The following is a 22,752-nucleotide window of genomic DNA, read 5'->3' on the forward strand; positions in this document are numbered from 1 at the left end:
GCCACCCATGGGCATCAGCCAGTACATCAAGGAGATCGGCCGCGGCAAGGACGGGGCCCGTGCCCTGACGCGCGCGCAGGCCGCCGACCTGATGGGCCAGGTGCTCGACGGCACCGTGGGCGACCTCGCCCTGGGTGGCTTTTGCCTGGCCATGCGCATCAAGGGCGAAACACCCGAGGAGATGGCCGGCTTTCTGGACGCCACCCATGTGCGCCTGCAACGCATCCCCGGCAACCACAAGCCAGTGGTGGTGCTGCCCAGCTACAACGGCGCGCGCAAGCTGCCGCTGCTGACCCCTTTGCTGGCGCTGTGGCTGGCGCGCCAGGGCGCCGCCGTGCTGGTGCACGGCACCCCCACCGAGGACAAACGCATCACCGCCGACGCGGTGTTCGCGGCGCTGGGCATCGAGCCACTCACCCAGGTGCGCGCCATCGCCCCCGGGCAGTGCGCCTTTGTGCCCACCGAAGCGCTGCTGCCGGGCCTCAAGCGCCTGCTTGACGTACGCCGAAGCGTCGGCCTGCGCAACCCGGGCCACAGCCTGGTCAAGCTCATGAACCCGGTGGCAGGGCCAGCGCTCATCGTCGGCAGCTACACCCACCCCGAATACGCGGTGAGCATGGCCGAGACCTTTGCACTCACCGGTGCTCACGCGCTCCTCTTGCGTGGCACCGAAGGCGAACCCGTGGCCGACGCGCGCCGCCAGCCACGCATCGAAGCCTTTCGCGATGGCGAGCGCCGCGAGCGCGTGCCCGCGCAGGAAGGCCCGCTGGTGCAGCTGCCCGAGCTGCCCGCCATCGACGCCGCCGCCACCGCGGCCTACACTCGCGCCGTGCTCGACGGCGCGCTGCCCCTGCCGGCACCCATTGCCCGGCAGGCCGACTGCATCCTTTCGGAGGTCAACTCCCATGAACTCCTCGCCGTCTGACTTTCGGCCCGGCACCGTCACCCTGGTGGGCGCCGGCCCGGGCGACCCGGAACTGCTCACGCTCAAAGCCGTGCGCGCCATTGGCGCGGCGACCGTGTTGCTGGTCGACGACCTGGTCAACGACGCCGTGCTGGCGCACGCGCGCTCCGACGCCCGCATCGTTCACGTGGGCAAGCGCGGGGGCTGCAAGAGCACACCGCAGGCCTTCATCGACCGTTTGATGGTGATGGCCGCGCGCGAGGGCGAAACCGTGGTGCGCCTCAAAGGCGGTGACCCCTTCGTCTTTGGCCGTGGTGGCGAAGAAATCGAGCACCTGCAGGCCGAGGGCATTGCGGTGCAGGTGGTCAACGGCATCACCTCGGGCCTGGCCGCCGTGACCTCGCTCGGTGTGCCCCTCACGCACCGGGACCACGCACACGGCGTGGTGTTCATCACCGGCCACGCCAAGCCGGGCGACGCCGGCACCGACTGGCGCGCACTGGCCGCCACCGCGTACGACGCCAGATTGACGCTGGTGATCTACATGGGCATTTCGGGTGCCGCACACATCCAGGACGAACTGCTGCACGGCCTGCCCGCGCACACGCCACTGGCGGTTGTGCAGCACGCGTCCTTGCCGCACCAGCGCCACGCCATCACCACACTCGGCCAACTGCAATCCACCATCGAGTCTGAAGGCCTGGGCAGTCCGTCGGTGATCGTGATCGGCGACGTGATGCAGGGTCTGCTTTCACTGGCCATGACCGATCGCACGGCGCGCGTGGCCTGACGCAACCGCGCCACCCGCGTGGCGCAGCGATTGCTTGTGATGCGCATGACGTCCATTGCCGCACCACTTTCGCCCAACCCGGCCGCGCACTCAGCCGGGCCAACACCCCCGCACATCGCCGGCCTGTCACTCGTCAATCTGGCCGCCCGCCAGCGCATGCTGTCGCAGCGGATGATCCTGCAGACGGTGCTGGCCGCGCAGGGTGACGGCGCACGCTTGCAGGCCGCGCAGCGCAGCCTGCGCATGTTCAGCGAAAGCCAGCAACACCTGCAGGCCACGGTCGCGCAACTGGATGCCGACGGCGCACAACGCATACGTGACACCTACGAAGGCACGCACCGGATCGGCCCGCTGGTGGCCGGCTTCGTACAGCTCATGCAGCAGGCGCTGACCCAGATCGAAGCGGGCAACCCCAGGGCAGGCGATACCGTGGCCGAGGTCGTTGCCCATACCGACCGGGTGCTTGAGGCGCTCAACACCGCCACCACCGCGTTCGACGAGATCGCGCGCACCCGCGCGGATGCACTCATGAAAGAGCTCACCGGCATCGTGGGCGACATTCAGGGCGTCGCCAAGGAGGCCAAGGTGGTGAGCTTCAACGCCCAGGTCATGGCCGCACGCGCAGGCGTTCACGGGCGTGAATTCGCCGTAGTGGCCAATACCTTGTCCGACATCACCACCGAAATCGACCAGCTCTCTCGCAAGGCGGGCGAGCTGGCCGAGCGCAGCCGGCGCGCCGGCTGATTCGCCCCACTACACTGCGGCCCCAACAAGAGGAGGTCGCATGCTCGACAAGCTGAATTCACTCGCCGAAGGTCACGGCGCACTGCGCACAGGGCGCGGGCTGGTCACCGGCGTGATCGCCCTGGTGCTGGCGGTGCTGTGCTTTCTGGGCGTAATGGCTTTTCACTTCCCCGAGTACCTCACCACGCCCGAGTTGCGGCGCCAGTACGACGTGGCCTTGATGCGCCAGATCCTGTTCTGGTCGCTGGTGCTGGCCGGCGGCCTGAGCCTGATGAACCTGGTGGCCCGGCGCGCACCGTGGCTGGCGGGTTCGGCCTTTGCGTTGGTGCTGCTGTCGGCACTGCTCGGTGGGCACGCAGTCGAGGTCGACCCGAATTTCCCGGACCACACCCCCTATGTGGGCCTGGACTGGTTCATCCTCGATCTGCTGGGCTCGGCGCTGCTGTTCATCTTCATCGAGAAGCTGTTCAAGCTGCGCAAGGACCAGCCGGTGTTTCGTCCCGAGTGGCAAACCGACTTCCACCACTTTCTGGTCAACCACATGCTGGTGGGCTTCATGCTGCTGCTCACCAACCTGCTGGTGCACCGCATCTTCGGCTGGGTGCCCACGCAGGGCGTGCAGGGCTGGGTCGCCACGCTGCCGTTCTGGGCCGCGCTGCCGCTGTGCATCCTGGTGGCCGATCTGGCGCAGTACTGGACGCACCGCGCGTACCACGAGGTGCCCTTGCTGTGGCGGCTGCACGCGGTGCACCACAGCACCGAGCACATGGACTGGCTGGCGGGCTCGCGCCAGCACATCCTCGAGACCGTGATCACCCGCACCGCCGTGCTCGGCCCGATCTTCCTGCTCGGCTTTTCCAAGCCGGTGATCGACGCCTACATCATCGTGGTCGGCTTTCAGGCGGTGTTCAACCACGCCAACGTCAGCGTGCGACTGGGGCCGCTGCGCTACCTGATCGTCACACCCAACTTCCACCACTGGCACCACAGCCAGGACCAGGAAGCGCTGGACCGTAACTACGCCGCGCACTATGCGTTCCTCGACCACCTGTTCGGCACTGCGGTCAACAGCCCCAAGGTCTGGCCGGAGCGTTACGGGGTGCTCGGCGGCTACGTGCCCAAGGGCTTTCTTCGCCAGTTGGCCTTTCCCTTCACCTGGAGGGGCTGAGCCTTGAGCGGCGCCATCCGGGACGCGGTCTGGGACGCGGTCGTCATCGGCGCCGGTGCTGCCGGCCTGTTCTGTGCCGGCTTGGCGGGACAGCGCGGTCGCCGCGTGCTGCTCATCGACCACAGCGCCAAGGTGGCCGAGAAAATCCGCATCTCGGGAGGCGGCCGCGCCAACTTCACCAACCGCGACATCGACGTGCGTGCGCCGCAGAAGCACTTCGTTGGCGAGAACCCGCACTTCTGCCGTTCCGCGCTGTCACGCTACACGCCCGCCGATTTCATCGCACTGATGGACCGCCACGGCATTGCCTGGCACGAGAAGCACAAGGGCCAGCTGTTCTGCGACCGCTCGGCCGACGACCTGATCCAGATGCTGCTGCGCGAGTGCGACGCCGGCGGCGTGACGCGCTGGCAACCCTGTGCGATGGCGGACGTGCGCCAGAGCGGCAGCGGCAACTATGAAATCGACACCGATCGCGGCACGGTTCAGGCCGCCAAGGTCGTGGTGGCCACCGGTGGCCTGCCGGTACCGCAGATCGGGGCCACGGATTTCGGCCTGAAGCTGGCCACCCGGTTTGGCCTGCGTGTGGTCGAGCCACGACCTGCCCTGGTGCCGCTGACCTTTGACGGCGCTCACTGGGCGCCCTACGCCGACCTGGCTGGCCTGGCCCTGCCGGTGCGCATCGAGACCGGCGACAAGAAGACACGCATGGCCTTCGACGAAGACCTGCTGTTCACCCACCGCGGCCTGTCAGGCCCGGCCATCCTGCAGATTTCGAGCTACTGGTCGCCCGGCACGCCGCTTCGCATCGACCTGGCGCCCACCGTGAACCTCGCCGACGAGCTGGCAAAGGCCAAGTTGCGCTCGCACAAACGCCTGGGCAACGAGCTGGCCACCTGGGTGCCCACCCGCCTGGCCGAGGCCTGGACGGCGCAAAGCCCGGACTGGCAGCGTCCGGTGATCGAATCGGCCGACAAGGCCCTCAACCGCCTGGCCGAGCAGCTGCAGCGCTGGACCCTGACGCCCACCGGCACCGAAGGCTGGCGCAAGGCCGAGGTGATGCGCGGCGGCGTCGATACCCGCGATCTGTCTCAGCAGACGCTTGAGTCACGGCAGCCGGGGCTGCATTTCATCGGCGAGGTGGTTGACGTCACCGGCTGGCTGGGGGGCTACAACTTCCAGTGGGCCTGGGCGTCGGCCCATGCCTGCGCCCAGGCGCTGTAGCACCGCGCCCGCCCCGCCTGCCCGCCCGGGTAGCCAACCGCCCGGAAATGGCTATAATCGCGGGCTTTGCTGGCAAACCCCGTCGGCCAATACTAGTTTTTGACGGGACCCATCGCAGTCAAGAAGGCCGGGCCTGATCTACCCGCCATCCTCTGGCCGCACATTTCGGAATTGATTGATACATGACCACTATCCGTGTCAAAGACAACGAGCCGTTCGACGTGGCTCTGCGTCGCTTCAAGCGCACCATTGAAAAGCTCGGCCTGCTGACCGACCTGCGCGCCCGCGAGTTCTACGAAAAGCCCACCGCCGAGCGCAAACGCAAGAAGGCCGCCGCCGTCAAGCGCCACTTCAAGCGCGTGCGCTCCATGCAACTGCCCAAGAAGCTGTACTGAACGCCTCGGCCGCTGGCCGATCGAAAGCCCGCCCAAGGACGCTTGCGCGGGCTTTTTTGTTTGCACCATCCCGGAATCGCACCATGAGCCTCAAAGCCCGCATCACCGAAGACATGAAAAACGCCATGCGCGCCAAGGACAGCGAGCGCCTGGCCACCATCCGCCTGCTGACGGCGGGCATCAAGCAAAAGGAAGTCGACGAGCGCATCGAGCTCGACGACGCCGCGGTGGTCGGTGTGATCGACAAGATGGTCAAGCAGCGCAAGGACTCGATCGCGGCCTTCGAGCAAGGCGGGCGTGCCGATCTGGCCGCCAAGGAAGCCGCCGAAATGGCGGTTCTGGTGGCCTACCTGCCCGAGCGCCTGTCGGCCGAAGCGGTGGCCGCCGAAGTTCAGGCGCTGGTTGCCGAACTGGGCGCGACAGGCCCCGGCGATATGGGCAAGGTCATGGGCGCTGCCAAGGCGCGCCTGGCGGGCAAGGCCGACATGGGCCAGGTGTCTGCGGCGGTCAAGGCAGCGCTCACCAAAGCCTGAGGGCGGTGGCGAGGCCAAGCGGCTGCGCCATCGGCTAATACGGAGGCGGTAGGCGCCACCCGCCCGGACGGGTGGCCCAATCGGCCGTCGACAACACCTGGTGATCCAATGGTCACCCGCGTCATCGTTGCACCCCTGTGCAACCCACACATGGGTCCCAACGATGACAACCACCCACACAAACTTCGCCCGCAGTCGCTTCAATTGGCTCGCAGCGCTGGCATTGGCCTGGCCGGTTCTGGGCCTGGCGCAGACAGCGCCCACCATCAAGGTGGGCGCCATCGGCCCCCTCAGCGGCTCCACCGCCGATGCGGGCACCGAGATGCTTCGGGGCATCCAGATCGCTGTGGAAGAATTCAACCGGGTCGGCGGCTACCTTGGCCGACACATCGAGCTGGTCGTCAAGGACGATGAAAGCGCACCCGCAGCAGGCGTGCGAGAGAGTGAAGCCCTGCTTCAGCAAGGCACTGTGGCCACCATCGGTTTCTGCAACACCGGGGTGGCGCTCAAAGCCATCCCACTGTTCCAGAAGGCCCAACAGCCGCTCATCGTGCCCTGCTCGGCGGGCACGCCCGTCACGACCCAATTCCCGGCACCCGACAGCTACATCTTTCGCAACAGCGCGCGAGACGCCATCCAGGCGCCTTTTGTGGTCAACGACCTCATCAGGCGGGGCTGGACGCGCGTGGCCATCCTGGCAGACACGACGGGCTACGGTGAAGCGGGCCTCAAGGACGTAGTGGCCGCCCTCAAAAGCCACGGACTCGAGCCCGCCTACGTCGGCCGCTTTCCGACCGGCGTCACCGACCTGAGCAAACAGCTTGGCGAAGCACGTGCCACGGGTGCGAACGCCATCTTCACCTACACCGTCGGGCCGGAAAACGCCGTCATCGCCAACGGGCGCAGCGCCATGAAGTGGGACGTGCCCATCGTGGGCGGATGGGCGCTCTCATTCCCCTTCTTCCTGGAAGGCGCGCCCCAGGCATCGGAAGGCACACTCGTCGCGCAATCTTTCATTGCCGAGCCCAGCAACGAACGGCGCGCGTCCTTCCTGGCCAACTACGCGCGCAAATTCAACCAGCGCATGAAGGTGCCGATGGCCGCCGCGCAAGGCTATGACGCGGCCTATCTTCTGATGTACGCCTTGCTGTCGATTCGCGACGGCAAGTTCTCGGGGCCCGCCATCAAGGCCGCACTGGAGAACCCGCGACGCACCTACTATGGCGTCATCGCCACCTATGAGCGGCCGTTCTCGCCGAATGACAAGGACGCGCTCACCGAGGACATGCTCGTCATGGGCAAGGTACGCGGCGGCAAGATCACCTTTGCCTATCCAGAAGACGCTCGCCGCAACCTGTTTGTCCGGCGAAAGTGACCCGACGGGCCCAACCGGAGCGTGCGTGGTCAGCGAAGTATCAAGGCGGTGCCCACCACCGCCAGTGTCGCGCCCACCCAGGCGCCCCACGCCGGCCGGCGGCGATACACCAACCAGAGCAAGGGCAACACCACAATGGGCGTGACCGACGACAGGATGGCCACCACGCCCGCCTGGCCCAATTTCATGGCCTGAAGAATCAAGGTCATGCCCAGGGCCATGGCGATGGCAGCGCTGCCAAACACCTGCCCTGCTTCGCGCCACCGCATGGCCAGTCGTGCGCGGGCCTGGGACCACCCGGTCAGCCAGAGCAAGGCATGGGCGCCAAAGGCTGTGCTCATGCGCATCGCCGAACCGGCGACTGCGTCGATGCCTGAGGCCATCAGCGGCTTGAGCATCAGCGTGGCTACCGACTGACACAGGGCAGCGAGCAGGCCCAAGGACACACCCACGGCCAGCCGTCCCCGGGTCTGCTCCCACGCATGGTCCTCGTCGTTGCGCCGCCCCCTCAGAATGGCCAGCATCACCCCCGACACCAGCATGCCGGCACCCACCAAAGCCCACCCCCACAGGGACTCGCTCAGGAACAGCCAGGCCAGCAGCAGCGAGAACAGTGCGTGGGTCGCAAACAGCACCCCTGATCGGCGCGGCCCGAGCCGGTTCATGCAGGCGAACAAGGCGGTGTCACCAACAAAGATGCCAATGACACCCGACACGGCCAGCAGACCGAAGGCCGACGCGTCCAGACTGCGCCAACCGCCACCCCAGATGGCGAGCGCCCACAGCAGCAGGCTCGCAAACAGCATGCGCCATCGGCTGAAGGCCACCGCACCCAGACGCTGCGCCGCGGGCGCCGAAAACAGGGCCGCCACCGCCCAGCAGGTGGCGGCGATTAGCGCAAGGGCTTCAGGACGCCACACGGTAAGGGCGCACCAGCGCGCTCAGTTGCCGGCGATCTTCATGCGGTTGATCAGCACCGAACCCACGGTCTTGGCGCCGTAGTTGTAGGCGTCTGCGCCCACGGCCTCGATGCCGAACAGCATGTCCTTGAGGTTGCCGGCGATGGTGATCTCCTGCACCGGGTAGGCGATGACACCGTTCTCCACCCAGTAGCCCGAAGCACCGCGGGAATAGTCACCCGTGACCGGGTTGACACCTTGCCCCATCAGCTCGGTCACGAACAGACCGCGCCCCAGCTTGCGCAGCATGGCGTCCAGGTCGTCGCCGGCGCGCGTGAGGCGGCTGGTGAGCGTGAGGTTGTGCGAACCACCCGCGTTGCCCGTGGTGCGCATACCGAGCTTGCGCGCGGAATAGGTCGACAGGAAGTACCCCTGCACCACGCCCGCATCCACCACCTTGCGCGCCGAGGTACGCACACCTTCATCGTCGAACGGTGCGCTGCCCTTGCCGCCGCGCAGGTGCGGGTCCTCGGCGATGTCGAGATGCGCGGCCATGGCCGACTTGCCCAGGCTGTCGGCCAGGAAGGTGGTCTTGCGGTACAGCGCGCCACCGCTGGTGGCCTGCACATACGCACCCAGCAGGCCGGCCGCCAGCGGCGACTCGAACAACACGGGGCACTCGGTGGTCTTGATCTTGCGCGCGCGCAACCGGGAGAGCGCACGCTCGGCGGCGTAGCGCCCCACCACCTCGGGGGCGGCCAGGTCTTGCGGGGCGCGCTGCGAGCTGTACCAGTAGTCGCGTTGCATGGCATCGCCCTTGCCGGCGATCGGCGCCACCGACAGGCTGTGGCGCGAGCTGGCGTACCCGCCGCTGAACACACCCGGCTTGCCGCGCACGCCATCGCGCATGTGGGCCGTGAAGAAATGCGATTGCTGGGCCGACACGCCCGCGCCCTCGCTGTTGCTGATCTGCTTGCTGGTGGCAAAGGCCGCCGCCTCGCAAGCCAGGGCGATCTCGGCGGCACGTTCGGCGCTCAGATCCCAGGGGTGGAACAGGTCAAGGTCGGGGTAGCTGTCGGCGATGTCCTGGGCGTCGGGCAGGCCCGACACCGGGTCTTCGGCGGTGAAGCGAGCGATGTCGTAGGCGGCCTGCACGGTCTGGCGGATGGCGGCCGGCGAAAAGTCGGACGTGCTTGCGTTGCCGCGGCGCTTGCCCAGATAGACCGTCACGCCCAGCGACTTGTCGCGGTTGCGTTCGACGTTCTCGAGTTCGCCCTTGCGCACGGACACGCTCAGGCCCGAGCCTTCGGAGGCTTCGGCGCCCGCGTCGCTGGCGCCGAGTTTGCGGGCGTGCGACAGGGCCAGCTCGACCAGTTCCTCGAACTGATGGCGGCTGTAGTGGAATCCGGGGAGCGGGGAGTTCGGGGTGGTCTTGGGCATGGCGGCCGCTATGATACGGGCCCCATTTCCGAGGCGCTGCCGCCCGAGCAGATGCCCATTGAAGCGACCCCCGATGGCCCGCAAACCCACCCGAGGCTATTTCGTGCGCGGCCAGTTCGTGGCCGAAGGCAGCGAGCTTGATCAGGAACTCAAGCGCGAAGCAAAAGGCACCGACGGCCTGAGCAAGACCGACCTCAAGAAGCACAGCGATCACCTGCAGTCGCTGGGCGAGCAATTGCTCACCCTGCGCACCGATCTGATGGAGCGCCTGGCCCTCGACGACGGCCTGATCGACGCGCTCGACGATGCGCGCCGCATCACCAACTTCGAAGGCCGGCGCCGGCAGATGCAGTACATCGGCAAGCGCATGCGCAAGTTGCCGGAGGACACCATCGCCGCCATCGAAGCCGCCATCGAAGAGCAGCGCAAGCCGTCGGCCGAGGCCACGCTGCAGTTGCACCGCGCCGAAGAATGGCGCGACCGCCTCATTGCAGACGACGGTGCGCTCACCGACTGGCTGGCGCTGGATACCGAAGCCGACGTGCAGCATTTGCGCACCCTCATCCGCCAGGCGCGCAAGGACGCCAGCGCCAACCCCGACCGCCCGGGCGAAGCCCAGCGCCATGGCAAGGCCTATCGCGAAGTCTTCCAACTCGTGAAGGCCGCGCTCTCGCGCGACGAAGATCTCTCCCCACCCACACCATGAGCCACCCGACACCCGACCACGACACGGTGCGCATCGGCATCGTGTCCATCAGCGACCGCGCCAGCACCGGCGTCTACGAAGACAAGGGGCTGCCGGCGCTGCAGGACTGGCTCACGAAAGCCCTGAAGAACCCCATCCAGTTCGAGCCGCGACTCATTCCCGACGAGCAGGCCCGCATCAGCGACACGCTGATCGAACTGGTGGACGCTGGTTGCGCCCTGGTGCTCACCACCGGCGGCACCGGTCCGGCCAAGCGCGACGTGACACCCGAAGCGACCCTGGCCGTGGCCCACAAGGAGATGCCCGGCTTTGGCGAGCAGATGCGTCAGATCAGCCTGGCCTTCGTGCCCACGGCCATCCTGTCGCGGCAGGTGGCGGTGATCCGCGACAACAGCCTGATCATCAACCTCCCCGGTCAACCCAAAGCGATTGCCGAAACGCTCGAAGGCGCGCGCAACGCCGACGGCTCCGTGCGCGTCAACGGCATCTTTTCCGCGGTGCCTTATTGCGTCGACCTCATTGGCGGCCCCTACCTCGAAACCAACGACGAGGTCGTGAAAGGCTGGCGCCCGAAGAACGCCGTGCGTCCCGCACGCTGATCCCCAACACGAGACAAACCATGAAGATCGACAAGGACACCGTCGTCACCGTCACCGCCCGCATCCACGACGCCAAGGGCAAGCTGCTCGACGACGGCAAGACGGCGCGCGCCTATCTGCACGGCGGCTACGGCAACACGCTGGCCGGCATCGAATCGGCCTTGCAGGGCAAGGAGGCCGGCTTTGCCGCCGACATCACCCTTTCGCCCGAGCAGGCCTTCGGTCTGCGCGACGAATCGCTGGTCACCACCATCCCCAAGACCCAGTTCCCGCCCGGCGTGAAGGTGGGTGGCCAGCTCGAAGGCCACGATGAGCAAGGCCGTCAGCAGGTCTTCACCGTCGTCAAGATCAAGGGCCCGATGGTCCACCTGGACGGCAACCACCCGCTGGCCGGTGAGTCGCTGAGGATCGCGCTGAAGGTGCTCGAGGTGCGGGCCGCCAGCGCCGAAGAGGTGCAGCACGGGCACGCCCACGGCGCCCACGGGCACCACCACTGAGCAAGGGGGCGCGCCCCCTGCCAGCCCCTACTTGCCGACCAGCTGATTGAGCTTGTCGGCCTCGAAGTGTTCTTGCCGCTGCGCGTCGCTGGGTACGCAGTCGCGCTCGCGGGCTTCGGCCAGCTTCTCGATCGCCTGCCACAGCAGCGCGATCTGGTGCTCCTGCCCCGCCGTGCTGTCGATGAGGCCGCGCATGGCCTGCGACAGTGGATCGTCTTCCTGCGTGACGCCGTAGGCCGAGAACTTGGGCTTGGCGTCTTCGGTGACGTCGGCGCTCTCACCGGTCTTGCTGGGAATGATGCGCGCCGGAATGCCCACCGCCGTGGCGCCAGCCGGCACCGGCTTGATCACCACCGCGTTGCTGCCGATCTTGGCGCCATCGCCCACCTCGAAGCCGCCCAGCACCTTGGCACCGGCGCTCACCACCACGTCACGGCCCAGCGTGGGGTGGCGCTTGGTGCCTTTGTAGAGCGAGGTGCCGCCCAGCGTCACGCCCTGGTAGATGGTGCAGCCGTCACCCACGACCGCCGTCTCGCCCACCACGGTGCCCATGGCGTGATCGAAGAACACGCGCTCGCCAATCACCGCACCGGGATGGATTTCGATGCCGGTGAGAAAGCGCCCGATGTGCGAGATGAACCGCCCCAGCCATTTGAAGCCGTGCGTCCAGCACCAATGCGCCGGACGGTGCAGCACCACGGCGTGCAAGCCCGGGTAACACGTCAGGACCTCGAAGGCGCTGCGCGCGGCAGGGTCGCGCTCGAGGATGCACTGGATGTCGGAGCGAAGTCGCTTGAACATGGGCGTTGCCAGATCGGAAAGGCTGGCCAGTCTAGCGTTTCGCGCGCTCGGCGGTCTGCAGCATGGCGCGGGCAACACCGCGAAGAATGTGGACTTCTTCCTCGCTCGGTTGCGCGCGGTTGAAGAGTTGTTGCAGGCGCGGCATCAGCTTCTTGGGCGCGGCCGGGTCGAGAAAGTCCACCGCCACCAGCGCCTGCTGCAGGTGATCGAGCATGCCAGCCACGGCGGCGGCGTCGGCTGCTTCGCGCACCGGCGCGGGCGAGGCCACGGCAAAGCCCCCCAGCGCCTGGCGCCAGTCGTAGGCCACCAGTTGCACCGCGGCCGCGAGGTTGAGCGAGCCATAACCCGGTGCCGTGGGAATCGACAGGGCCACATGGCAACGGTAGACGTCGTCGTTGGCCATACCGAAGCGCTCGCTGCCGAACAGGAAGGCGATGCCCGCCGGGGGCGACGCCGAGGCCAGCAGCTCACCGAAGTGCTCTCTCGGTGAGCGCGTGGGCGGGCCAAAGTCGCGCGGCGTCATGGCAGTGGCGCACAGGTGCGTCATGCCCTCCAACGCCTCGTCCAGCGTATCCACCACCCGGGCGCTGGCCAGCACGTCGTTGGCGCCGCTGGCGCGCTGGATGGTCTCTTCCTTGCGCAGCACGTTGGGCCAGCGCGGGCGCACCAGCACCAGATCATCAAAGCCCATGACCTTGAGGGCACGGGCGGCACCGCCCACGTTGCCGGCGTGGCTGGTTTCGATCAGGACAAAACGGGTTTTCATGAGGGCCGGGTAAAATCGCCGCCATTGTCGCTGCCCCGCATCGCCGGGCGCCTGGCGGCCCCCAACCCGCTCTTCACACCCGCGCCCGTGCGAGGGTCACAATTCATGTCGTCCAGCTACCACCCCATGCTCAATGTGGCCATCAAGGCCGCACGCGCCGCCGGCGCCATCATCAACCGCGCCGCGCTCGACGTTGAGACGGTCCGCGTGACCGCCAAGCAGACCAACGATTTCGTCACCGAAATCGATCACGCGGCCGAAGCCGCGATCATCGAAACCCTCAAGACGGCCTACCCCGATCACGGCATCTGGGCCGAGGAGTCCGGGCAGCAGCCCGGCAAGGGCCGCGACAAAAACCACGTGTGGATCATCGATCCGCTGGACGGCACCACCAACTTCATTCACGGCTTCCCCGTCTACTGCGTGAGCATTGCGCTCATGGTCGATGGGCGCATCGAGCAGGCCGTGGTCTACGACCCCACCCGAAACGACCTGTTCTGCGCCACCCGCGGGCGCGGCGCCTACCTCAACGAACGCCGCATCCGCGTGGCCAAGCGCATCGCCTTGCGCGACTGCCTGCTCGCCACCGGTTTCCCGTTCCGCCCGGGCGACGCCTTCCAGACCTACATGCAGATGCTCGGCGAAGTCATGCCCAAGGTGGCCGGCGTGCGCCGCCCAGGGTCGGCCGCACTCGACCTGGCCTATGTGGCGGCCGGCTTCTCCGACGGCTTCTTCGAGATGGGCCTGTCGCCCTGGGACGTGGCCGCTGGAGCCCTGCTGGTGACCGAGGCCGGTGGCCTGATCGGCAACTTCACCGGTGAGCCGGACTTCCTCGAACAAAAGGAATGCCTGGCCGCCAACCCCAAGGTTTATGGCCAGCTCGTCGCCCTGACCGCCAAGTACAGCAAGTTCGCCAGTGCGGGCGACAAGGCGGCCGTGCGCCAGGCGCGCGCTGCCGCACGCAAGACGGTGGCAGCGCCGAAGACGGACGACTCGCCTGCGGAGTGACGGGACTTCATCCAGAGACGCCGAGGAACCGGCTTTGCCGGGCCTCAGGTGTGCCTTGCAGGCCGCGACAGCGCCTGAGTCGCTGCCTCTTCGGGCCGTCCAAGCCTGCGCAGGCAGGCTTGGAGCCGCGGCCCTCAGCCCCCTTGAGGGGGTCGCGCGCAGCGCGGCGGGGTGTTCCCAGTTCAGGCGCGCGGCAGACTGAACCAGAACGTCGCGCCCTGCCCCGGCGCTGACTCGGCCCACACGCGCCCGCCGTGGCGCTCGACGATGCGCGAGACGATGGCCAGGCCCACGCCCATGCCGGGCACGTCGGTCTGTGCATGCAGGCGCTGGAACAAACCGAACAGTTTGGCCGCGCGTGTCATGTCGAAGCCAATGCCGTTGTCGCGCACGAAATACGCGCGCACCGCCGCGTCATAGCCCACCACCACCCGCGGTGCCGCACTCTGGCGCGAGTACTTGATGGCGTTGTCCACCAGGTTGCTGAGCACTTGGCGCAGCAAGGTGGCGTCGCCCATGGCCAGTGGCATCTCGCCCACGTCGATGCGTGCGTTGGGTGCTTGAGGGCCCAGCGCTTCGGCCACCGCATGGGCCAGCGCGACCATGTCCACCGGGCGTGGCTCCAGTTCAACCTGCACCACACGCAGCAACTCGAGCATGTCGGTGATCATCTGGCCCATGTTGCGCGCCGAGCGCGAGATGCGCTGGAACATTTCGCGGCCCTGCGGGCTCAGGCGCTCCATCTCCTCTTCGGCCACCACCTGGGCAAAGCCGTTGACCGAGCGCAGTGGCGCGCGCAGATCGTGCGCAATCGAATATGAGATGGCCTCCATGTCGCGCATGGACCGCTCCAGCTGCGCCGTGCGTTCGCTCACGCGCTGCTCCAGGCTGGCGTTGAGCGCGCGGATCTGCTCCTGCGCGGCCACGCGGTCGCTCACGTCCAGGTGGGTACCCGACATGTACAGCGCGCGATCGTGCTCGTCGCGGCTGTGCACGCGCCCGCGGGTGTTGACCCACACCCAGTGGCCGTCCTTGTGCCGCATTCGGATGTCGCAGTCGTAATACGGCAACTCGCCGGCGGCGTGGCGCTCACGCAGGCGAATGGCCATTGCCCGGTCGTCGGGGTGCACGCGCGAGTACCAGGTGTCGTAGGAGATGGGTTGCAGCTCGTCCAGCGTGTAGCCGATCATCTCGGCCCATCGCTCGTTGACCACCATGGTGCGGTCGCTGAGGTTGGTCTCCCAGATGCCGGGGCGGGTGGCCTCCAGCACCCAGGCCAGGCGCTGGCGTTCGTCCCTGAGCGCATCCTGGGCGGCGATGTACGAACTCACATCCGCATAGGTGCGCACGATGCCGCCATCGGGAAACTGGAACGTGCGGATCTCCAGCGTGCGCCCCTGGCGCGTGCGACGCAGAAAGTCCGCCGGCATCTGCGCGTCCGGCCGCAGGCTGATGTACTCGCGCGCATGCGAGTCGACCCAGGTCAGATCGGGGCCGAAGTCGCCGCGCTCGGTCTGAAAACGGATCACATCGTCGTGCTGCGGGTGGTTGCTCACCACCTCTTCAGGCAGGTCCAGCAATTCAAGGAAGCGGGTGTTGTAGATGCCGATGCGGCCGTCGGCCTCGATCTTCACGAGCCCCTGGCTGATGCTGTCGAGCGTGAGGCGCAAGGCCTGGCTCTTGTCGGCCAGCAGCGCCGACGTGTCCTCAAGCTGGGCGCGTGTGCGCAACTGCTCCTCTTGTGCCCGGCTCGCCACGACCAACTGGCGCAAGGAACCCAGCAGGGGTTCCAGAAACGCCACATCGGCGTCGCTGTAGCCCCCCGGCTGATTGGCCAGGCCCACCATCGCCACCAGACGGTCACCCACCGACAGCGGAATGCCGAGAAACGCGTCCAGATCGGGGTGCTCGCCGGGCATGCCGCCCGATCGCCAATCGTTGGCCGGGTCGTTCGCGATCACCGGCTCGCGGCTGCGCAAGGCGTGCCCGAACAAGGTATTGAGGTTGCGAAACTCCATGCCCTTGTCGCGGTGCAACTGATAGAAGTTGCGCGAGGCTTCGTCCCAGGAGATGTCGGTGATCGCACGGGTGCGCAGGTAGGGCGCGCCTTCGTCGTCGTACAGCACCTCGGCCAGAAAACCGTAGCCGCTGCCGGTCACTGACAGAAACGCCGCCAGCAGACCGTCAAACGCCAGCCGCTGGTCGTTGCCCTCGATGAAATGCGACTGGGCCTGGGAAATCGCCGCCAGCATCCGCGTGATGCGCGCCTGCCGCTGCCGCTCCTCCTGCTCCAGCGTGACGTCCGTGCTGAAGCCATGCCAGACGACGCTGCCGTCGGCCTCGCGCGCCGGCAAGGCCTCGGTGCTGAGCCAGCGAACCCCGCGCTCTGGCAACACCACGCGATACGTCTGGCGCCAGGGCACCAGGTCTTCGGCCGAGCGCGCCAGCGCCACCATCACCAGCGGTTTGTCCTTGGGATGAAGAATGTCGAACAGGTACGCGGCATCGCTGGTCAATGCCTCGGGCTCGACACCGAACAGATCGCGCACGGCTTCGCTCGCATAGGTGATGCGGCTCACACCGTCGGCGCCCAGCACCGCCTGGTAAATGACGCCGGGCACACGGGCGGCAATGTTCTGCAGCAGCTTGAGCTGCTCGGACAGCCGGTTGCTGATCTCCCGCTCCGAGGTGATGTCCTGCAACACACCGAAATCGGTCTGCGGGTTGCCCTTGACGGTGGTCTGGCCCATGCGGGTGCGCATGTAGCGCATCTCGCCATCGGGGCGTGTCCAGCGGAACACCATCTCCTCGCCGTCGAGGGCCTTGCGCAGGCGCAACCAGGTCGGCATGTCGTCGGGGTGAATGCCGCTGCGTCCGTCGTTGCGCGTCATGCGGTCGTGCGGCGTCATGCCGGTAATCGCATAAAGGCCGTCGGACCAGATCACCTCCTGGTCGTTTTCGGCATTGGTCCAGTGCCCGACGCGGGCCGTCTTCTCGATGATCTGGTGCAACTCGACGCGCTGCTGCAGCTCGATGTTGGCTTGCCACAAGGCCTGCTCGCTTTGCTCGCGCGCCTGGATGGCCTCCACCTCGCGCTCGGCCTCGATCATCTGCACCAGCAGCAGTTGCTCGTGCCCCTCGCCGTACACGGCCACGTGCATGCGCACCAGGTGCGCCACGCCGCCGTGAAAGTGCAGGCGCGTCGGCGGAATCTCGCCGGGGATATGGGCCAGAAAGGTTTCGCGGTCCAGGCCGCGCCAGTGCCCGAGCTCGGTCGTGGTGCGCCCGATCGCTTCAGCCCGCGAATCGCCGGTCAGGGCCTCCCAGGCCGGGTTGACTTCAATCAGTCGCCCATCCACACGGCGCGAAATGGCCGCGGCCACCGGCAAGGCCAGGAAGAACGCGCGGAACGGCAACGCGTCGGTTGCATCGACCGGGTGTGAAGACGGGCGTGAGGCTTCGGTTTCCAAGGCGCAGTCGGCGGCAGTGCCGGGCCATTGTGCCCCATGCCCCGCCGCGCCCGCCTTGGGTGTGAACCCGCATTCAGAATGGGTGCGTTCCGCCGAAATCGCCGATCGGCACCACGTGGCTCACCAGTCGACCGCCGTGCCAAGTGTGCAGCATGAAGCCCGGCGGCTCCATCGTGTAGCCATCGGCGCCATGGCCTTGCAGGGTCAGGGCGATCTGGTGCGCGCAGCTCGGGCTGGTTGCGGCGGGTGCGCCGCCGAAGCCGGTGACGATGGTGCGGTGCAGGTGACCACACCAGATGCCCTGCACCTGCGGGTGACGCCTGACCAGGGCCTCGAGTTCGACGGCACCGGCCAACAGCCCCATGGCGTCCATGTGCCCGATGCCGGTGGCAAAGGGTGGGTGGTGCATCACGATGGCGCTGGGGCGCGGGTCCTCGCCCAGCCGGTCGGCCAGCCAGGCCAGGCGCGCCGCGCACAGTTCGCCATGGGGCGCGCCCGGCACGACCGTGTCCAGCACCAGCAGCCGCAGCTCACCCAGGTCCACCGCGTATTGCAGGTGGCTGTCCATGGCGTGCTGGTGCGGGCCGAAGCGCTCGCCGAAGGCCGCGCGCAGGGCCTGACGCTCGTCGTGGTTGCCGGCCACCGGGTACAGCGGCAGGGCCAGCGGCGCCAGCGCGTCGAGCAGGTGGCGGTATTCCTCGGGTCGCCCGGCGTCGACCAGGTCGCCGCTGAGCACCAGGGCCTGGGGCAAGGGGCGCCGCTTGAGCAAAGCCTGCACAAACGCCTGCGCCATGCCGTGCGTGTCGACGCGACCGTCCAGCCGCCGCCCCGGTGCGCAGACGTGCAGGTCCGATACCTGGGCAATCAGCATCCGTGTCTCCAAGGGTCTGTCATCGCGACGGGATTGAACCAAGCTTGTGCCCAACTGACCAGCACAGTCTGTGGATGCCCGAGCGCCACCCGGGTGCTTGCAGCTTGGCGCCAACACCAACGCAGGCCCGCATGTTGCGCTGCATCAATAAGAGCGACACAAACCCTGCCCAGAATCGACCGAACTTGGTCAGCCCGAAAGGGACGGGCCAGCCATCCACCCATTTGATGCCCACGACCGCGCATGGCCGACCTACCCACTGCACCCGACACACCGCACGCCCTCGACTGCCTCAGGGAGGCCTGGATGGCCCGCGCCACCGGCGGCCTCTCGCCGGAATCGCTGGCGCTGGCCTGGGCCGACTGGGCGATGCACCTCGCGGGGGCACCCGGCAAGCGCCTGGCGCTGCTGACGGCCATGACCCAGAGCGCGACCGCCTTCGCCTGCGGTGAAGCCAACCCGGACCTGGCACGCGACCCCCGCTTCCGTGCTGACGCGTGGCAGCAACACCCCTGGCTCAAGGGCATGGCCGACGCCTTCCTGCGCACCGAAGCCTGGTGGCGCGCGGCCACGCACAACGTACCGGGCACCGCGCCTCACAGCGAGGCGGTGACCGCCTTCGCCTGCCGCCAGTTGCTGGACATGTGGTCGCCGTCGAACCTGCCCTGGCTCAACCCGGAAGTCATTGACCAGACCCGCCAGCAGCAGGGCCTGAACCTGTGGAACGGCCTGAACAACGCCTGGGAAGACACCACCCGGCGCCTGAGCAGCCGCCCGCCCGCCGGCACCGAGACCTTCGAGGTGGGTCGCAACCTGGCCTGCACGCCAGGCAAGGTCGTCATGCGCAACCGCCTGGTTGAGCTCATCCAGTACAGCCCCACCACCGACCACGTGAAGGCCGAGCCGGTGCTGATCGTGCCGGCCTGGATCATGAAGTACTACATCCTCGACCTGTCGCCGCAGAACTCCATGGTGCGCTGGCTGGTGGAACAGGGCCACACGGTGTTCTGCCTGTCCTGGCGCAACGTGGGCGAAGCCGAGCGCGACCTCGGCATGGACGACTACCGCCAGGAGGGTGTGATGGCCGCGCTGGACGCGGTCAACGCCATCGTGCCGCGGCGCAAGGTGCATGCCGTGGGCTATTGCCTGGGCGGCACGCTGCTGACCATCGCCGCCGCCGCCATGGCGCGCGCCGGCGACGAGCGCCTGGCCTCGATGAGCCTGTTCGCCGCGCAGACCGACTTCACCGAACCCGGCGAGCTCGGGCTGTTCATCGACCCGGCGCAGTTGCACATGCTCGACAGCATGATGTGGCAGCGCGGCTACCTCACGGCCGACCAGATGGCGGGCGCCTTCCAGATGCTGCAGTCGAACGATCTGGTCTGGTCGCGTGCCGTGCACGACTACCTGATGGGCGAGCGCGCGCCCATGATCGACCTGATGGCCTGGAACGCCGACGCCACACGCATGCCGTTTCGCATGCATTCGCAATACCTGCACCGGCTGTTCCTCGACAACGACCTGGCCAGCGGCCGCTACGTGGTGGACGGCCACCCGGTGGCCCTGCAGGACCTGAAGCTGCCGATCTTTCTGGTCGGCACCGAGCGCGACCACGTGGCGCCCTGGCACTCCGTCTACAAGCTGCACCAGCTCACCGACACCGAGCTGTGCTTCGTGCTGACCAACGGCGGCCACAACGCCGGCATCGTCAACGAGCCCGGCCACCCGCACCGCCACTACCGCCTGGCCACCCGCATGCCGGGCGACCTGCACCAGAGCGCCGACGACTGGGAGGCCAACCATGTGGCGCAGGAGGGCTCGTGGTGGCCCGCCTGGCACGACTGGCTCAGCGGGCACGGCAGCCCCCGAGCGGTTCGCCCGCCGTCGATGGGTGCCCGCACCTTCCCGCCGCTGGCCGACGCGCCGGGCAGCTATGTGCTCGAGCGCTGAGCCACTGAAGGGCCACGCATGACCATCGAGACCCTGCTGCACAACCGCACCTTCGACGAACTCACCATTGGCGAGCGCGCGTCCATCACACGCACCGCCAGCGAACGCGACATCGCCCTCTTCGCGGCTGCGTCGGGCGACATGAACCCGGCACACATGGACCCGGCCTACGCCGCCGACGACCGCTTCGGCCACGTGATCGTGCACGGCCTGTGGACCGCGGCACTGATCTCTGCCGTGCTGGGCACACAACTGCCTGGCCCCGGCACCATCTACCTGGGCCAGGACATCCGGTTTCGCAAGCCGGTGCAGCCCGGCGACGAGATCACCGCCACCGTCGAGGTGATCGAAAAAGACGCCAGCCGCGGCCAGGTGAAGCTGACCACCACCTGCACCGACCAGACCGGTCAGGTGGTGCTGTCGGGCCAGGCCGTGGTGCTGGCGCCCAAGGTCAAGATCAGCCGACCCATGATGCCCATGCCGGACGTGGCGGTGCAGCGTCACAGCCGCTACGCCCAGGCGCTGAGCGACGCGCGCGGCCTGGGCGCCATGCCCACCGCCATCGTGCACCCCTGCTCGGCGCAGGCGCTGCAGGCGGCTATGGAAGCGCGCGAGCAGGGCCTGCTCGACCCGGTGCTGGTCGGGCCCGAGGCGCGGCTGCGCGCCGTGGCAGACGCGGCCGGCATCTCGCTGGCCGGCATCGACATCGAAGCGGTCGAGCACAGCCACGCGGCCGCCGCGCGGGCGGTTGAACTGGCGGTCAAGGGGCGCGTGAGCGCCCTGATGAAAGGCAGCCTGCACACCGACGAGCTGCTCGGCGCCATCGTCGCGCCTGGCTCGGGGCTGCACACCGAACGTCGCATCAGCCACGTGTACGCCATGGACGTGCCCAGCTACCCCAAGCCCTTGCTGGTCACCGACGCCGCCATCAACATCGCACCCACCCTGGCGCACAAGCGCGACATCTGCCAGAACGCGGTCGACCTGATGCACGCCATGGGCCTGGAGACGCCCCGGGTGGCGGTGCTGGCCGCGGTCGAGACGGTCAACGCCGCCATGCCGGCCACGCTGGACGCCGCCGCACTGACCGTCATGGCGACCCGGGGTCAGATCACGGGTGCGCAGGTCGATGGCCCGCTGGCCTTTGACAACGCGGTGAGCCTGGCCGCTGCCCGCACCAAGGGCATCGAATCGCCGGTGGCGGGTCAGGCGGACATCCTGCTCGTGCCCGACCTCGAGTCCGGCAACATGCTGGCCAAGCAGCTCATCTACCTCAGCGACGCCGATGCCGCCGGGCTGGCGGTGGGCGCGCGGGTGCCGATTATCCTCACCAGCCGCGCCGACTCCGTTCGCGTGCGGCTGGCTTCGGTGGCACTGGCCCGCCTGGTGTCGGCCAGGCGCGGCGTGCTCGGCCCATCGCGGTGACGCCGATGCTGCTGCTCACACTCAATGCAGGCTCATCGTCCATCAAGCTGGCGCTGTACGAGGTGCGCGATCAGGCGGCGCACGAAGTGGGTCGCGGTGCGCTGGACCTTCATCGCACGCCGCTGGTGCTGCGCCTTCAACTCCACGGCGAGGCGCACGCGCTGACGCTGAATGCGCCCGTGACCGAGTCCCTGCACGAAGTCACCGATGCCCTGCTGGCCGAGCTGGAATCGCACCACGCCCTGGGCGAACTCGGGGCGGTCGGCCACCGGGTGGTGCATGGCGGCCTGCACTTTCACGGGCCGGTGGCCATCGATGCCACAACCCTGGACGCGATCGAGGCACTCACGCCCCTGGCGCCCTTGCACCAGGCGCACAGCGTGCGCCTGATCCGCGCCGTGCAGGCGCTGCGGCCCGACCTGCCGCAGACGGCGTCCTTCGACACCGCGTTCCACGGCACACAGGCCGATGCCGTGCGCCGCTTCGCCCTGCCCGAACACTGGCACAACGCGGGCGTGCGCCGCTACGGCTTTCACGGTCTGTCGTATGCCTACATCGCGCGTGCCCTGGCTGCTTTTGCCCCAGCCGACGCCAGTGGCCGCGTGGTGGCCCTGCACCTGGGCAGCGGCGCCAGCCTGTGCGCCATGCTGGACGGTCGCAGCGTCGACTCCAGCATGGGCTTTTCCACCCTCGACGGCGTGCCCATGGGCACGCGCTGCGGCGCGCTCGACGCTGGCGTGGTGCTGCACCTGCTGCAGGCGCAGGGGCTCACGGTGCAGCAGGTCGAGGATCTGCTGTACCACCGCAGCGGCCTGCTCGGTCTGTCGGGCGTGAGCGCCGACGTGCGCGACCTGCACGCCAGCCCGGCCCCGGCGGCGCGCGAGGCCTTGACGATCTTTGCCATGCGCTGTGCCGGCGAAGTCGCGCGCCTGGCCGCCTCGCTGGGCGGGCTCGATGCGCTGGTGTTCACCGCCGGCATCGGCGAGCACGACGCCGCCCTGCGGGCCATGATCGCCGAGCGCCTGACCTGGATGGGTCTTACGCTCGACGACGCGGCCAACCAGCGCCACGGGCCCTGCATCTCCAGCCGCGACAGCCGGCTGCGCGCCTACGTGCTGGCCACCGACGAGGAGCGCACCATCGTCGACGACATGCTGCATCTGCTGGAGGCCAGTGCATGAGTTCCC

The 22,752-nt window shown here is 67.9% G+C and carries 21 protein-coding genes; 15 read left to right on the forward strand and 6 right to left on the reverse strand.

Features of this window, described 5'->3' with window-relative positions; all coding sequences use genetic code 11:
* Nucleotides 1-7: 7 nt before the first annotated feature.
* From ybiB to KF871_RS14275, 8 genes are all read left to right on the forward strand, one after another.
* Nucleotides 8-925: a DNA-binding protein YbiB gene (gene ybiB, locus KF871_RS14240; RefSeq protein WP_291143760.1), complete on the forward strand. Its 918-nt coding sequence runs from the start codon at nt 8-10 to the stop codon at nt 923-925.
* The gene (gene cobA, locus KF871_RS14245) at nt 906-1,694 is read left to right on the forward strand and encodes a uroporphyrinogen-III C-methyltransferase (protein ID WP_291143762.1); all 789 of its coding nucleotides are present in this window, start codon (nt 906-908) and stop codon (nt 1,692-1,694) included. The genes ybiB and cobA overlap by 20 nt, the downstream gene beginning before the upstream one ends.
* 45 nt (nt 1,695-1,739) lie before the next feature.
* Entirely contained in the window at nt 1,740-2,438 is a 699-nt protein-coding gene (locus KF871_RS14250) for a methyl-accepting chemotaxis protein (RefSeq protein ID WP_291143765.1), read from the forward strand.
* Between the two features lie 40 nt (nt 2,439-2,478).
* Nucleotides 2,479-3,606, forward strand: a complete 1,128-nt coding sequence (locus KF871_RS14255) for a sterol desaturase family protein (protein ID WP_291143768.1) — start codon at nt 2,479-2,481, stop codon at nt 3,604-3,606.
* A 3-nt stretch (nt 3,607-3,609) separates the two neighbouring features.
* On the forward strand, nt 3,610-4,830 hold the full coding sequence (locus tag KF871_RS14260) for an NAD(P)/FAD-dependent oxidoreductase (protein ID WP_291143771.1): 1,221 nt from the start codon (nt 3,610-3,612) through the stop codon (nt 4,828-4,830).
* Nucleotides 4,831-5,012: 182 nt separating this feature from the next.
* Nucleotides 5,013-5,225: a 30S ribosomal protein S21 gene (rpsU, locus tag KF871_RS14265; RefSeq protein ID WP_009520186.1), complete on the forward strand. Its 213-nt coding sequence runs from the start codon at nt 5,013-5,015 to the stop codon at nt 5,223-5,225.
* A gap of 83 nt (nt 5,226-5,308) precedes the next feature.
* Nucleotides 5,309-5,758, forward strand: coding sequence for a GatB/YqeY domain-containing protein (locus tag KF871_RS14270; protein WP_291143774.1), 450 nt, complete (start codon nt 5,309-5,311; stop codon nt 5,756-5,758).
* 163 nt (nt 5,759-5,921) lie between these two features.
* Nucleotides 5,922-7,133, forward strand: coding sequence for an ABC transporter substrate-binding protein (locus KF871_RS14275; protein ID WP_291143777.1), 1,212 nt, complete (start codon nt 5,922-5,924; stop codon nt 7,131-7,133).
* A 29-nt stretch (nt 7,134-7,162) separates the two neighbouring features.
* On the opposite strand, the gene KF871_RS14280 is transcribed toward KF871_RS14275, so the two are convergent.
* Together KF871_RS14280 and pmbA are read right to left on the reverse strand one after the other, a co-directional pair.
* On the reverse strand, nt 7,163-8,053 hold the full coding sequence (locus KF871_RS14280; RefSeq protein WP_291143779.1) for a DMT family transporter: 891 nt from the start codon (nt 8,051-8,053) through the stop codon (nt 7,163-7,165).
* A gap of 21 nt (nt 8,054-8,074) precedes the next feature.
* Entirely contained in the window at nt 8,075-9,472 is a 1,398-nt protein-coding gene (pmbA, locus tag KF871_RS14285; RefSeq protein WP_291143782.1) for a metalloprotease PmbA, read from the reverse strand.
* A 73-nt stretch (nt 9,473-9,545) separates the two neighbouring features.
* Here pmbA and yjgA point away from each other — a divergent pair, with 73 nt between their 5' ends.
* From yjgA to KF871_RS14300, 3 genes are read left to right on the forward strand one after another with little or no spacing between them, the layout of a single operon-like run.
* Complete coding sequence (gene yjgA / locus KF871_RS14290) at nt 9,546-10,178, forward strand: ribosome biogenesis factor YjgA (protein ID WP_291143785.1); 633 nt, start codon at nt 9,546-9,548, stop codon at nt 10,176-10,178.
* Complete coding sequence (mog, locus tag KF871_RS14295) at nt 10,175-10,777, forward strand: molybdopterin adenylyltransferase (RefSeq protein WP_291143788.1); 603 nt, start codon at nt 10,175-10,177, stop codon at nt 10,775-10,777. The genes yjgA and mog overlap by 4 nt, the downstream gene beginning before the upstream one ends.
* A 20-nt stretch (nt 10,778-10,797) precedes the next feature.
* Nucleotides 10,798-11,274 carry a peptidylprolyl isomerase gene (locus tag KF871_RS14300; RefSeq protein WP_291143790.1) on the forward strand — a complete coding sequence of 159 codons (477 nt, stop codon included), beginning with the start codon at nt 10,798-10,800 and terminating at the stop codon, nt 11,272-11,274.
* Between the two features lie 27 nt (nt 11,275-11,301).
* On the opposite strand, the gene cysE is transcribed toward KF871_RS14300, so the two are convergent.
* Nucleotides 11,302-12,075, reverse strand: coding sequence for a serine O-acetyltransferase (gene cysE, locus KF871_RS14305; RefSeq protein ID WP_291143793.1), 774 nt, complete (start codon nt 12,073-12,075; stop codon nt 11,302-11,304).
* 31 nt (nt 12,076-12,106) lie between these two features.
* Nucleotides 12,107-12,841, reverse strand: a complete 735-nt coding sequence (locus tag KF871_RS14310; protein ID WP_291143795.1) for an RNA methyltransferase — start codon at nt 12,839-12,841, stop codon at nt 12,107-12,109.
* Nucleotides 12,842-12,946: 105 nt separating this feature from the next.
* Here KF871_RS14310 and KF871_RS14315 point away from each other — a divergent pair, with 105 nt between their 5' ends.
* Nucleotides 12,947-13,849, forward strand: coding sequence for an inositol monophosphatase family protein (locus KF871_RS14315; RefSeq protein ID WP_291143804.1), 903 nt, complete (start codon nt 12,947-12,949; stop codon nt 13,847-13,849).
* Between the two features lie 182 nt (nt 13,850-14,031).
* Here KF871_RS14315 and KF871_RS14320 read toward each other — a convergent pair whose 3' ends face one another.
* Together KF871_RS14320 and KF871_RS14325 are read right to left on the reverse strand one after the other, a co-directional pair.
* Nucleotides 14,032-17,319 (reverse strand): PAS domain-containing protein, encoded by a 3,288-nt coding sequence (locus KF871_RS14320; RefSeq protein WP_291143806.1) that lies wholly within the window; start codon nt 17,317-17,319, stop codon nt 14,032-14,034.
* Nucleotides 17,320-17,392: 73 nt separating this feature from the next.
* A complete protein-coding gene (locus KF871_RS14325) occupies nt 17,393-18,190 on the reverse strand; it encodes a phosphodiesterase (RefSeq protein ID WP_291143808.1) in 798 nt (265 codons plus the stop codon).
* Between the two features lie 243 nt (nt 18,191-18,433).
* Between KF871_RS14325 and KF871_RS14330 the strand changes: the two genes are divergently transcribed.
* The 3 genes from KF871_RS14330 to KF871_RS14340 are packed head-to-tail and all read left to right on the forward strand — an operon-like array spanning nt 18,434 to nt 22,746.
* The gene (locus tag KF871_RS14330; protein ID WP_291143810.1) at nt 18,434-20,140 is read left to right on the forward strand and encodes an alpha/beta fold hydrolase; all 1,707 of its coding nucleotides are present in this window, start codon (nt 18,434-18,436) and stop codon (nt 20,138-20,140) included.
* A gap of 18 nt (nt 20,141-20,158) precedes the next feature.
* The gene (locus KF871_RS14335; RefSeq protein ID WP_291143812.1) at nt 20,159-21,565 is read left to right on the forward strand and encodes a bifunctional enoyl-CoA hydratase/phosphate acetyltransferase; all 1,407 of its coding nucleotides are present in this window, start codon (nt 20,159-20,161) and stop codon (nt 21,563-21,565) included.
* Entirely contained in the window at nt 21,562-22,746 is a 1,185-nt protein-coding gene (locus tag KF871_RS14340) for an acetate/propionate family kinase (protein ID WP_291143814.1), read from the forward strand. Before KF871_RS14335 ends, KF871_RS14340 begins: the two co-directional genes overlap by 4 nt.
* The last annotated feature ends 6 nt before the right edge of the window (nt 22,747-22,752 follow it).

The organism is Hydrogenophaga sp., assembly GCF_019635465.1.
Classification (GTDB): Bacteria; Pseudomonadota; Gammaproteobacteria; order Burkholderiales; family Burkholderiaceae_C; genus Hydrogenophaga.